Origin of the sequence: Arthrobacter terricola (assembly GCF_004354015.1) — a bacterium.
GTDB classification, from domain to species: domain Bacteria; phylum Actinomycetota; class Actinomycetes; order Actinomycetales; family Micrococcaceae; genus Arthrobacter; species Arthrobacter terricola.
In genome coordinates this window covers 24310-36459 of sequence record NZ_SMRU01000003.1, presented here as the reverse complement: position 1 = coordinate 36459, position 12150 = coordinate 24310, and the positions used below count along the sequence as shown (strand labels likewise).

The following is a 12150-nucleotide window of genomic DNA, read 5'->3' as shown; positions in this document are numbered from 1 at the left end:
TGCCCCCGAGGCTTAGTGCCCGGAGAAGCGGTTGCGGCTCCACAAGGCGAAGGCGATGCCGCCTCCTGCCACCAGGAGTACACCGCCCATGATCGCGATCACAGCGAACCAATCGGCACCGGGCCCCTTGGCGTCACTGACTGAGGATGCCTGGTTGGCCGCCAACCCGGTTTGGATTGGGGTGTCCCAATTGGACGACACCGACGGCGACGCGCTCGGGACCGCCGACGCCGTCGCCGTAGCTGTGGGCACCGGAGTCGACGACGGCATATCGGTGGGGACGGCATCGTCACTCGGCTGCGTGACCGGCGCGGGTGCCAGCCCCGGGTCCGGCGCCTGTACCGGTGCGGGAGCCACCGGGGCGGGGGCTGCCGGAACTACAGGCTCGACGACGGGCGGCTTGGCCGGGACCGGGTCCACCGTTGGCTGTGCCCGGTTTGGGTCGACGGGAGCCGGAGTGTGGATCGGAGCCGGGACGGACGGCGAGTGGGTCGGCTGTCCCTGCCCCGGGGCAGCGGTCTCGGCGTGGGCCGAAAGCAGGGGGAAGGCACACATCGCCACAGCCATGGCAATGCCCGCGAGGGCAACGGAAAACGGGCGGCGGGCAGCGGCACGAGTAGTGCCGCCAACGCGCGCGGAAGAGCGTTGGGTCATTATTACCTCTGCAGGACGGCGCATGCCGCCCGGAGTTGGGGTGGTATTGACCGGAATCTTCCTACATAGTCCGGGCGTGTCGCAAATCCCGTTGCATCAACGGTTATGTACTTGCCCCGCTTGCGCGTTCTCCGCGTCAACGATGATTGCGGTGACATTATCGTGTCCTCCGCTGCGCAGAGCGGCCTCTATCAGCGCATCCACAGCGTCCTGTGGCTGGCCAGTTGTCCGTAGGATCCGAGCAATGTGCTCGTCGTCCAGTTCCCCATTAAGGCCGTCCGAGCAGATGAGCATCCGGTCTCCCTCCTGGATGGGGAGCAGCCAGAAGTCCGCCTCGTTTTCATCCCCCGTGCCCAAGGCCCGGGTCACCACATGGCGGCGCGGATGCACCATGGCTTCTTCAGCGGTGATGCTTCCGGCGTCGACAAGTTCCTGGACTTCCGAATGGTCCACGCTGACCTGCTCCAAGTCGCCCTTGCTCAGCCGATATGTCCGGGAATCTCCGACGTTCATGACCAACCAGTATGGAACGCCCATTTGTTCGACGACGACGACTCCGGACAGGGTGGTTCCGGCGCGTGCGCCGGTAGCTTCGCGAATCCGGGTATCTGCAGCAAGAATGCAATCCTGGAGTTCAACTGCGGTCGTCGACCGGGTCCGGCTGGCCAGTTGCGGCAGGCCGGCAAGCGTTCGGATGCAGACAGCGCTGGCGATCTCGCCGGCTTCGTGGCCGCCCATTCCATCCGCGACTGCGAAAACCGGGGCCGAGGCGATAAAGGAGTCCTCATTGATTTCCCGCTTGTGGCCACGATCCGTACCACAGCCATAGCTCAAAGCGAATCCTGGCCCGAGGGAAGTCGGAGCTGTATCTGACGGATCTGCGTTCACGGTTTTTCTCCCCCTTGTACCTAACCGAAGCTGCCGGCCTTGACCGAACTTGCCGGCCCTGACGGAAATTGCGGCCCTGACGGAAATTGCGGCCCTTGAGAAGAGTCTGGGCGGGCACTATCGCGATCCTACCGGCATCATTTGGTTCGTGCTCCGCGCAGGCGGGATGAGGGCTGCGGACCGGATAGCGGCAGCATCAGTCGAGGACGAGGCCCCTGCCGAGTCCGCGCGAAAGGCGGACCGGAAGGATCTCGCCGAAACCGCGGACGTTTTCCGCCGTTTGCGGCTCGAAGACAAATCGTTCGTCCTGCCCCAGCGCCGCCGCCGTCATGGCGTCCACGAGGACCGTGCCGGGTTCCGCCAGCGCTGTGAGCCGGGCCGCGAGGTTGACTGTCGGTCCGTAGATATCTCCAAGCCGGGAAAGGATGCGGCCCCACACCATTGCCACGCGGGCTTCGGGCAGGATTTCGTCCTCCGTAAAGGCCTGCGAAAGAGCGAGGGAAATCTCGGCTCCCGCGGCCGGGGTCTCGGCAATATAGAGGACTTCGTCGCCCACGGTCTTCACCAGGCGGCCGCCGCCGATCGAAATGATCTCGGCACATTTGTTCTCGAAGCGCTGGACCAATTGGGCGAGCGTTTTCTCGTTCATGCGCCGGGACAAGCTCGTGTAGGAAACGAGATCGGCGAAGCCTACGGCCCGCGCCAAGGGCAATGGTGCATCGTCTTCGTCGCCTTCGCGCCCTGCTTCGCTTGCTTGGAGCCCCGCTTCGGCCCGGACCGCCAAGCGCTGCACGCCGGCATTCATCTGCCTGCGCCACGAATACACGAGGATTTCCTCCATGGCGTCCACAAGGTTGGGCAGTTCGCTGACCAACCGCTTGCGGGCCACGGGGTCCGGAATGCCCTGTTGCACCACCATGTCTTCGATGAGGGCCTCGACTTGCCAGACCACCATGCGATCGGTCATCTGGCCGATCGCCCGCGTCACGGAAATGGCGGCTTCCTCGGTGAGCTTCCCTGCACGGACCAAGTCGAGGATGGTCGACAGAGCGGCGAGGTCGCCCTCAGTGAAGGCAACGTCCTGGTCACCGAAATTGGGAAAGCCCAGCGCCCGCCACAACTTGCGCGCGGAAAGCAAGGAGACACCAGCCGCGGCGGCCACTTCGCGCCGGCGGAGCGTGCGTTCGCCACCGAGCAAGCGGGCCTCAAGGGCTTTGATGGCCAGCCGTTCCACGGACAGGGTGCCGGTGGGCGGCGATACGACGGGAATGCTCCCGCTGTGCGAATGATCTGCGGAAGCGGAAGTTTGGGGCTCAGCGGAAGATCCGGCCACGGCACCTGGCTCATTGTCCGTGTACTCAGGCTCTTGTTCGTCAATGCTCATCTCTTCCACCTTCTCTCACGCCCCAGGGGACTGCCCAACCCGGGCCATCGAATCCGCCGAATTGTCCGTCGTCGACGGGCCCGGCACTCGCCGGAAGTTCCGCCATCGCCTCGAGGACGAAGCTGCGGAACAAGCCGGCCTCCGGAACATCGGCAAGGATTGCGTCACCGGAGTGCCCGGTATCCAAGGATATATTCCCCGAGCGCAATACCCGTTGGATCATCGATTGCTTGATACCTACACCACGAACGGACGCGAGCGGAAGTTGCCAGTCTCGGCGCCGAAGCATTCCGAACCGGGCAACTATCCGCCTGCTGGTCAGCACATATTGCACCCCGCGCCAGCGGATGAAGCGGGGAAGGCTGTAGACGAGCAGGACGATCCCCGCAATTGCCAGGCACCCGGCCACGAGCCCTTGGGTCCAGTCCCCACTGATGACCGGAAGAAGCTTGCCCGGACCGCCCTTGACAATCCACGCGCAGGCGAACCCGGCGATCGCTGGAACAAGGATGACTGCCAGGACAGGACCGAAGAGCATCCTGGGTTGCTGCCGCGTCACCACAATGACTTGCTCCCCGGGCAGGAGCTGTTTACGCATAACCGCCTTCGGTGGTCCGCAAATGGACCACGTCTCCCGCGGTCACCACATGTTCGCGCCCGCCATGATCTACCACTAGGAGGGAGCCATACTCATCGAGCCGTGACGCGTGCCCTACCAATTCGTGGTCGCCCGGGAGGTGGGCCTTCACTTCCCGCCCCAAGGTGACCATGACAGCTTCCACCCGCTTGTGCAGCGAGGGGCCGCCCGCCAACCCGGCGGAGGGGTCGCCGTCGGCATTACAGAAGCTGCGGTAGAGGGCCGCGAAGCGGGAAAGGTAGTTCCGCAGGATCGCCGTCCGGTCCACGGTGGTGGCGCCTTCCAACTGGAGGGACGTCGCCGTCGGTACGGGCAATTCGTCCTCGGAAAGCGTGACGTTGAGGCCCGTGCCCAGGATGACCGCCGGAACCGAACCGTCCGCCATCGGCCCCATCTGCGCGAGGATGCCGGCAATCTTCTTGCCGCGGACCAGGACGTCGTTCGGCCATTTGATGTCGGCAGGCACACCCGTGGTTTCCAGCAGGGTTTCCCGCAAGGCAATGGCCCCCAGGAGTGACAGCCAAGAGTAGCTTTGCGTCGGTACCGGCAACCCTTGGGCGTTGACCGGGCGCAGCACGATCGAGACGGAGATCGCGGACCGTTCCGGCGACTCCCAATGCCGGTCAAGCCGTCCGCGGCCTGCCGTCTGGTGTTCGGCCGTGAGGACGGCGAGGTCTGCCCACTCTTTCGGCTCCGTGGTGACGGCGCGCAGCAGATCGGCGTTGGTGGAGCCAGTCGATTCCACCACCTCCACACGCGAAATACCGGTCGCGCCAAGGAAGTCCTGGTGGATCAGGGCGTCGCGGTCCAGGCTCGGGCGCAAGGCACGTGGTTCGCTGTTGGCGGGCTGTTCGGCATCCATACACAGAATCCTATCGAGCCGCGTTCGCCCTGGAAGAAGTGTCCGCTCAGAGAAAGATATCCGCAGCCAGCTTTTCCTCGGGGGCTCCCAGGCTGTAGGGCGCGAAGTCGGTAACGCCCGCATCCCGCAGGACTTCCTCGTCAGTGTAGAAATTGCCGGTGCTGCCGGAGCCGCTGCCCAGGTTCGCCCCGGTCAGGATGGCGTGCGCGGCATCGGCCATGATCTCCGGGCGACGCGCGGCGCAGGCCATCTGTTCGCCGCCAGGCATGTTGCGGATGGCAGCAGTATCGATCAGGGTGCGGGGCCACAGGGAATTGACCGCCACGCCGTCGTCCTTCAGTTCTTCGGCGAGGCCCAGGGTGGTGAGGCTCATGCCGTATTTGGCCATCGTGTAAGCCAAGTGCTTGCCGGCCCATTTCGGATCGAGGTTGAGCGGCGGGGAAAGGGTGAGGATGTGGGCGCCGCGCCCTTTCCGCGCCGATTCCCGCAGGGCCGGCAGGGCAAGCTTGGACAAGAGGAATGTGCCGCGGACGTTGATGTCCTGCATGAGGTCGTAGCGCTTCATGTCGACTGCATCGGTGCGGGCGAGGTCGATCGCCGACGCGTTGTTGACGACGACGTCGATCCCGCCGAAGCGTTCAACAGCGGCGGTGACGGCCGCGGCAACGTCGCCGTCGTTGCGGACATCCCCCACGAGCGGCAACGCGCGGCCGCCGCCCGCTTCCAATTGTTCGGCGGCGGTAAAGACCGTTCCCTGCAACTTGGGGTGCGGTTCTCCGGTTTTTGCCATGAGGACGATGTTGGCGCCGTCGCGGGCCGCCCGGGCGGCGATGGCAAGGCCGATGCCGCGGCTGCCGCCGGAAACAAGGAGCGTCCGGCCCCGCAGCGATCCACGTGCCTGATAGGGGAAGCCGGGGGCGTTGGAAGCGTCGTTGCTTGGGGTCATGGAGAAACTCTAGCCCAGAATTATTACTGGCGAGTAACAAACTTCGACGCTCGACTTGAAGTCGGAAAATTGTAGGGTTTCTACAGCGGTGTGTGGCTTTTGCGTCACTAGACTAGCCAGCAGGGCCAGCGTTTTGTGCACATGCTACTTAACAGCCCATGCCTTTGAAGCAGTGCCAGCGTAAATCAGCTACAGAGCCGGAGACATTTTGATGAGCCACGATCTGACAACGACAGCGGGAAAGATTGCCGACTTCCGCGACCGCCAGGCCCGTGCAGAACAACCATCCGGCCCCGAAGCCATCGAGAAGCAGCACGCCCGCGGCAAGAACACCGCCCGCGAGCGCATCGACCTCCTCCTCGACGAAGGCTCCTTCGTCGAATTCGACGCCTTGGCCGTCCACCGTTCGACGGCCTTCGGCATGGAAAAGAAGAAGCCCCTCGGCGACGGCGTCGTTTCCGGCTACGGCACCGTCGACGGCCGCTTGGTGGCGATCTACAGCCAGGAGTTCAGCGTCTACGGCGGCTCCCTCAGCCAGGTCAACGGCGAGAAAATCGTCAAGGTCCAGGAATTCGCGCTGCGCAACGGCTGCCCGATGATCGGCATCAACGACGGCGGCGGCGCGCGCATCCAGGAAGGCGTCGCTTCGCTGGCAATGTTCGCGGACATCTTCCGCAACAACGTCCACTCCTCCGGCGTCATCCCGCAGATTTCCCTGATCATGGGTCCGTGCGCCGGCGGCGCCGCCTACTCCCCCGCCCTCACCGACTACGTCGTGATGGTGGACAAGACCTCCCACATGTTCATCACCGGACCTGACGTCATCAAGACCGTCACCGGCGAGGACGTGGACATGGAAACCCTCGGCGGCGCCCGCCAGCACAACGCCACCACCGGAACTTCCACCTACCTCGCGAGTGATGAGGCCGATGCGATCGAGTTCGTGCGCGAACTCCTGGACTTCCTCCCGTCGAACAACCTCTCCGAAGCCCCTGTCCTCGAGCACGAGCAGGAACTGGAGACCGACGAGGACGACCTCGCCCTCGACTCGCTCATCCCGGACTCCGCGAACCAGCCTTACGACATGCGCAAGGTGATCGAGCAGATCGTCGATGACGCCCATTTCCTCGAGATGCAGTCGCTGTACGCGCCGAACGTCATCATCGGCTACGGCAGGGTGGAGGGCCACACGGTCGGCATCGTCGCCAACCAGCCCATGCAGTTCGCCGGAACGCTGGACATCTCCGCTTCCGAAAAGGCTGCCCGCTTCGTGCGCCACTGCGATGCCTTCAACATTCCCATCATCACGCTGGTGGACGTTCCCGGCTTCCTGCCCGGCAAGGACCAGGAATTCCAGGGCATCATCCGCCGCGGCGCGAAGCTCCTTTACGCCTACGCCGAAGCCACGGTGCCCAAGCTGACCGTCATCACCCGCAAGGCGTACGGCGGAGCGTACATCGTGATGGGCTCCAAGAAGCTCGGCGCCGACCTCAACCTCGCGTGGCCCACTGCCCAGATCGGCGTCATGGGCGCCCAGGGCGCCGTCAACATCCTCTACCGCCGCGACCTCGCCGCCGTGGGCGAGGCCGGCGGCGACGTCGAAGCCAAGCGAGCGGACATCATCCGGCAGTACGAAGAAGAACTCCTCAACCCCTACCAGGCAGCCGAGCTTGGTTACGTGGACGCCGTCATCGCACCGTCCGATACCCGCATCCAGATCATCAAGGGCCTGCGGGCACTTCGCGACAAGCGCGCCAGCCTGCCCACCAAGAAGCACGGAAACATCCCGCTGTGAGCATCGAACAGAACTCCCCGGCGTCCGCGGGGTCGGAGACAGTGCCGGACGCGCCGTTGCTTTCGGTGGTCAAGGGCGAGCCGACGCCGGAAGAGCTCGCCGCGCTGACCGCCGTCGTCGCCTCCCTGGGCACTCCAGCGGAAGCCGAAGCGGAGCAACCGACCACCCGGCACTGGCTCCGTCGCCAGCAATTGCGCCTCGAACCGACCCCGGGTCCGGGCGCCTGGCGGCGCAGCCGGGGATAGTATTCAACAACCCTTTCATAAGGGCCACTCCGCCGCTAGGCTCAGGGGGTGACTACTCCTAACACGACTCCGGCACGCCTCCACACTGCCATCGACGCCGCTGCCGACGCCTACGCGGGCAGGTACCTCGCCCTCAACCCGAGCCTCGCCACCACCCTTGGCCTGCCCGGACACGAGACCGAGTACCCTGACTTCTCGCCCGCCGGCGCGTCAGCTTTCGCCCAGGCAGCACGCGATACCCTTGAGCGGCTCTCCACGCTTGAACCCGCGGACGCGTCCGATGTCATCACCCTTGACGCGATGCGCGAACGTCTCGGCCTGGCGATCGAAATCCACGAGTCGGGCTGGGACGCCGCGGACCTGAACAACATCGAGTCACCGGCCCAGACCATCCGGGCGATCTTCGACCTCATGCCCACCGACACCGCGGAACACTGGGAACACATCGCCGGCAGGGCGGCCAACGTGCACCGGGCGATCGAGGGCTACATCGAATCGCTCCGCTCGGCCAAGGACGCCGGAAAGGTCTCCGCAGCCCGCCAGGTCAGGATCGTCGTCGAACAGGCCGGCAAGTACGCCGCCGAAGACGGCTTCTTCGCCAAGCTCGCCGCCGAAGCGTCCATCGACGGCGGCCCGCTTCCGCGCGAGGTGCAGGAAAAGCTCGACTCCGGTACCGCCGTCGCGCGCGCCGCTTACGATCGCCTGGCCTCCTTCCTCGAAACCGAACTCCTCCCCGCCGCACCCGAAAAGGACGCCGTCGGCCGCGAACGCTACGCCTTGGCCTCCCGCTCGTTCCTCGGCGCCACCGTCGACCTCGAAGAGACCTACGCCTGGGGCGTGCAGGAACTCGAAAGGCTCCTCGCCGAGCAGGAACGGGTTGCCGCCGAAATCAAGCCGGGCGCGTCCATCGAAGAAGCCAAGTCGCTACTCAACAACGACTCCCAGCGGCAGATCAAGGGCACCGACGCCCTCAAAGCCTGGATGCAGGAATTGTCCGACAGGGCCGTCGCCGACCTCGCCGACGTCCATTTCGACATCCCCGACGTCATGAAGACGCTGGAATGCCGCATCGCCCCAACGGACGAAGGCGGCATCTACTACACCGGCCCATCCGACGATTTCTCCCGCCCCGGCCGCATGTGGTGGTCCGTCCCCGCCGGCGAGGACACCTTCACCACGTGGGCCGAAACCACCACCGTGTTCCACGAAGGCGTCCCCGGACACCACCTCCAAGTCGCGACCGCCGTGTACCGTCGGGAACTGCTCAACAACTGGCGGCGCAACATCTGCTGGGTTTCCGGACACGGTGAAGGCTGGGCCCTCTACGCCGAGAAACTCATGCTCGAACTCGGATACCTCAAAGACCCCGGCGACCACATGGGCATGCTGGACATGCAACGAATGCGTGCGGCCCGCGTCGTGTTCGACATCGGGGTGCACCTCGAACTGCAGGTGCCCGAGCGTTGGGGCAGCGGCACCTGGACACCGGAGAAAGGCTTCGACTTCCTCAAAGCCAACCTCCCCATCAGCCCCGGGCAACTGCAGTTCGAATTCAACCGCTACCTCGGCTGGCCAGGGCAGGCACCGTCCTACAAAGTGGGGCAGCGCCTCTGGGAAGAGATCCGCACCGAACTCGAGCGCCGCGGCGGCTTCGACCTCAAGTCATTCCACACGAACGCCCTCAACATCGGATCCGTCGGCCTGGACACGCTGCGGCGCGCGTTGCTGGGTTAGCCCGTGGGTGTCCGGAGGACACACGTCCTCGGCGTGCTCGCTCGTTCCTCGCTTAGACGCACGCTGCCGGACGCCCGTCCTCCGGACATCGCGAAACCACAGCCCCAAAACGCGCTGGTATACAAGAGACATTTCCCACATTGCGGGTGGGAATAACTTCATAAAAGGGCGGCGTGGCGCTGGATTCCGGGGTGCGTGGGTGAATTGGGTGGAATTTCGCACGTAACATTTCTCAACGTTCGCTTTTCATGGTATTTGCGGAAGCCTAGGTTGTTCCGGTGAGCAATTCATCCAACATTTCGACTTCCGCCGGGAAGAACGTCGCCCGGCTTCCCAAGTGGGCCACGTCCTTCGGTGTCCAGATCATCGCCGCGCTGGTGGTCGGCCTTGTGCTCGGCCTCATCGCGAAGGCAACAGGCAGCACCGCCAAGGCTCCGAACGGGCTCGGTGCCACCCTGCAGACGATCGGCTCCAGCTACGTGTCGCTGCTGCAGACCGCCGTCGTGCCCTTGATCTTCACCGCCGTCGTTAGCTCCATCGCCAACCTTCGCCAGGTATCCAACGCGGCGAAACTCGCGTGGAATACCTTGCTCTGGTTCGCCATCACCTCGCTCATCGCAGTGATGATCGGCATCGGCCTGGGCGTGCTCTTCCAGCCGGGCGCCGGCACGGGCATCACCAAGAAGGCCGAGTACGCAGGCAAGACCGGCGACTGGTGGGCCTTCCTCACCGGCCTCTTCCCGCACAACTTCCTCGGCCTCGGGGCCAGCACCACGGTCACCGACGGCGTCGCCAGCACCTCCGTCAGCTTCAACGTGCTGCAGATCCTGGTGATCGCCATCGCCGTCGGGGTCGCCGCCCTCAAGGTCGGCAAGCAGGCCGAACCGTTCCTGAACCTCAATGCCTCCGCCCTGGCAGTCATCCAGAAGGTCCTTTGGTGGATCATCCGCGTCGCCCCGCTCGGCACGATCGGCCTGATCGGCAACGCCGTAGCCGTCTACGGTTGGGATACCATCGGCTCCCTCGGTAAGTTCGCCGTGGCTATCTACGCCGGCCTTGTCCTGGTCCTGTTCGTGGTCTACCCGATCCTGGTGAAGACCCACGGGCTCTCCATCAAGCAGTACTACTCCGGCGTGTGGCCGGCGGTTCAGTTGGGCTTCGTGTCCCGTTCCTCGATCGGTACGCTCCCGCTCACGCAGCGCGTCGCGGAGCGCAACTTCGGGGTGCCGCAGGGCTACGCTTCCTTTGCCGTGCCGCTGGGTGCCACGACCAAGATGGACGGCTGCGCCGCCGTCTACCCGGCTGTCGCCGCGATCTTCGTTGCGCAGTTCTTCGGCATCAACCTGGACTTCAGCCAGTACCTGCTGATCGTCTTGGTCTCAGTCCTTGGTTCCGCGGCAACCGCGGGAACAACCGGCGCCGTCGTCATGCTCACCTTGACCCTGTCCACGCTGGGACTGCCGCTCGCCGGCGTCGGACTCCTCTTGGCGATCGACCCCATCCTGGACATGGGCCGCACAGCGGTGAACGTGGCAGGCCAGGCGCTCGTCCCCACAATCGTGGCGAAGCGCCAGGGAATCCTCGACGAAGCCCTTTACAACGCGCCCCGCAAGGGTGTCGCATTCGCTGCCGACGAGGACGCCGTTTCCGTGCCGGCCGGCGAGGCTCGCGAACTCGCGGACGCCACGGCGTAGCAACAGCTCGCCAACCCGTCACAGCGCACGCAAAAATCCTCGGAGCACACTCCGTGGATTTTTGCGTTCCCGGGTCGCTCCAGTTCCCGGGTCGCTCCACAGGAACCAACGGATGATCGATAGGCTCTGTCCATGCTCATCGTCACCTCAAACAAGATTCCGGGCCACAAGATCGACGCCGTCTTCGGCGAAGTCATGGGCCTCACTGTCCGATCACGCGATATCGGCTCGCAGGTACTCGCTGGATTCCGTTCGCTTGGCGGCGGCGAGCTTCCCGAAATGACCAAGGCACTCTACGAAAGCCGCCAGGAAGTCATGGCCCGGATGGTCAACGAAACGCAGCAACGCGGTGCCAACGCGATCGTGGCCATGCGCTTCGACACCTCGGAAATGGGCGGCAATTGGACAGAGGTGTGCGCCTATGGGACGGCCGTGTTCGCCATCCCCCTCGCGGAAGGCGAACCGGGCGCCACGGGGCAATCGATTTACCTGAGCAGCACCGCCGGGCAGGACGGGAACAGCAAGAAAAGCTAACTTGCCCAGAGTGCAAAGTTGCACTTAGTGTAACTGAGTGAGCACTTCCGAAACCGTCCTTCCCCCGCGCCGCGAACAGAACAACTCACGCCGCGAACAGAACAAACTGGCCACCCGCCAAGCCATCGCCGACGCCGCGCTTGCCCTGCTGCGCGGCAAGGGCATCGGCAATTTCACGGTCGAGGACATCGCCGAGGTTGCCGGCGTATCCCGTCGCACCTTCTTCAACTATTTCCCCAGCCTCGAAGCTGCCTTGGCGGCCGTGACCGAGGGATTCCTGGACAACGCGCTGGAGCAGTTCCGCCTTCGCCCCAACGACGAACCCGTCCTCGAATCTGCCCGGGCCGCACTCATGGCCCTCGCGGACCCCATGACGGTCGCTCCGATGGCCGAACTCTTCAGCCTCACCCAGGACAACCGCTCCCTGGCGCGCTCCGAACTTGAAGCCTGGGACCACTGCACCACCCAGATCATCGGAGCGGCCCGGCATCGCCTGGGTCCGGAGGCCGATGAACTTTATCTGCGGGCCCTCGCCGGGTCCGTCGTATCCTGCGGCAAAGCCGCCATGAGCGTCTGGTTCGAAGAGCGCGGCCCTGACCTTTCCGCTGAATCCCTCGCCGACTTGCGGCAGCACCTGATCAACGCCATTGGGCTGCTCGGTTCAGGATTCACCACGACGGCGGACACCTCGCCGCCCCCGGTCCCTGGCGCTCCCGCACGCCAAAACCGCGGCTAGCGCCCACTACCTTCGGCTAACCACACACCGACAGATCGGTT

12 protein-coding genes are annotated in these 12150 nt (G+C 64.7%); 6 read left to right on the top strand and 6 right to left on the bottom strand.

Annotation, left to right across the window (positions count from 1 at the left end; genetic code table 11):
* Nucleotides 1–12: 12 nt before the first annotated feature.
* The 6 genes from E1809_RS03125 to E1809_RS03100 form a co-directional block, all read right to left on the bottom strand.
* Nucleotides 13–654, bottom strand: coding sequence for a hypothetical protein (locus E1809_RS03125; protein ID WP_133202775.1), 642 nt, complete (start codon nt 652–654; stop codon nt 13–15).
* 96 nt (nt 655–750) lie between these two features.
* Complete coding sequence (locus E1809_RS03120) at nt 751–1542, bottom strand: PP2C family protein-serine/threonine phosphatase (protein ID WP_133202774.1); 792 nt, start codon at nt 1540–1542, stop codon at nt 751–753.
* 196 nt (nt 1543–1738) lie between these two features.
* Complete coding sequence (locus E1809_RS03115) at nt 1739–2926, bottom strand: adenylate/guanylate cyclase domain-containing protein (protein ID WP_133202773.1); 1188 nt, start codon at nt 2924–2926, stop codon at nt 1739–1741.
* Entirely contained in the window at nt 2916–3524 is a 609-nt protein-coding gene (locus E1809_RS03110; RefSeq protein WP_133202772.1) for a PH domain-containing protein, read from the bottom strand. Before E1809_RS03110 ends, E1809_RS03115 begins: the two co-directional genes overlap by 11 nt.
* Nucleotides 3517–4425, bottom strand: coding sequence for a biotin--[acetyl-CoA-carboxylase] ligase (locus tag E1809_RS03105; RefSeq protein WP_133202771.1), 909 nt, complete (start codon nt 4423–4425; stop codon nt 3517–3519). Before E1809_RS03105 ends, E1809_RS03110 begins: the two co-directional genes overlap by 8 nt.
* Before the next feature lie 46 nt (nt 4426–4471).
* Nucleotides 4472–5371 (bottom strand): SDR family oxidoreductase, encoded by a 900-nt coding sequence (locus tag E1809_RS03100; RefSeq protein WP_133202770.1) that lies wholly within the window; start codon nt 5369–5371, stop codon nt 4472–4474.
* A 211-nt stretch (nt 5372–5582) separates the two neighbouring features.
* Here E1809_RS03100 and E1809_RS03095 point away from each other — a divergent pair, with 211 nt between their 5' ends.
* From E1809_RS03095 to E1809_RS03070, 6 genes are all read left to right on the top strand, one after another.
* Nucleotides 5583–7166: an acyl-CoA carboxylase subunit beta gene (locus E1809_RS03095; protein ID WP_133202769.1), complete on the top strand. Its 1584-nt coding sequence runs from the start codon at nt 5583–5585 to the stop codon at nt 7164–7166.
* Between the two features lie 2 nt (nt 7167–7168).
* The gene (locus E1809_RS03090) at nt 7169–7411 is read left to right on the top strand and encodes an acyl-CoA carboxylase subunit epsilon (protein WP_235835423.1); all 243 of its coding nucleotides are present in this window, start codon (nt 7169–7171) and stop codon (nt 7409–7411) included.
* 48 nt (nt 7412–7459) lie between these two features.
* Nucleotides 7460–9145: a DUF885 domain-containing protein gene (locus E1809_RS03085; protein ID WP_133202768.1), complete on the top strand. Its 1686-nt coding sequence runs from the start codon at nt 7460–7462 to the stop codon at nt 9143–9145.
* Nucleotides 9146–9423: 278 nt separating this feature from the next.
* Nucleotides 9424–10839 (top strand): dicarboxylate/amino acid:cation symporter, encoded by a 1416-nt coding sequence (locus E1809_RS03080; RefSeq protein WP_133202767.1) that lies wholly within the window; start codon nt 9424–9426, stop codon nt 10837–10839.
* A gap of 132 nt (nt 10840–10971) precedes the next feature.
* Nucleotides 10972–11373: a YbjQ family protein gene (locus E1809_RS03075; protein ID WP_133202766.1), complete on the top strand. Its 402-nt coding sequence runs from the start codon at nt 10972–10974 to the stop codon at nt 11371–11373.
* A 37-nt stretch (nt 11374–11410) separates the two neighbouring features.
* Nucleotides 11411–12109, top strand: coding sequence for a TetR family transcriptional regulator (locus tag E1809_RS03070; protein ID WP_133202765.1), 699 nt, complete (start codon nt 11411–11413; stop codon nt 12107–12109).
* Nucleotides 12110–12150 lie beyond the last annotated feature (41 nt).

Excerpts from the sequence above, each read along its gene's own strand:
- E1809_RS03075 (WP_133202766.1), top strand. The coding sequence starts at position 10,972 with ATGCTCATCGTCACCTCAAACAAGATTCCGGGCCACAAGATCGACGCC.
- E1809_RS03110 (WP_133202772.1), bottom strand. The coding sequence starts at position 3,524 with ATGCGTAAACAGCTCCTGCCCGGGGAGCAAGTCATTGTGGTGACGCGG.
- E1809_RS03105 (WP_133202771.1), bottom strand. The coding sequence starts at position 4,425 with ATGGATGCCGAACAGCCCGCCAACAGCGAACCACGTGCCTTGCGCCCG.
- E1809_RS03100 (WP_133202770.1), bottom strand. The coding sequence starts at position 5,371 with ATGACCCCAAGCAACGACGCTTCCAACGCCCCCGGCTTCCCCTATCAG.
- E1809_RS03115 (WP_133202773.1), bottom strand. The coding sequence starts at position 2,926 with ATGAGCATTGACGAACAAGAGCCTGAGTACACGGACAATGAGCCAGGT.
- E1809_RS03125 (WP_133202775.1), bottom strand. The coding sequence starts at position 654 with ATGACCCAACGCTCTTCCGCGCGCGTTGGCGGCACTACTCGTGCCGCT.
- E1809_RS03095 (WP_133202769.1), top strand. The coding sequence starts at position 5,583 with ATGAGCCACGATCTGACAACGACAGCGGGAAAGATTGCCGACTTCCGC.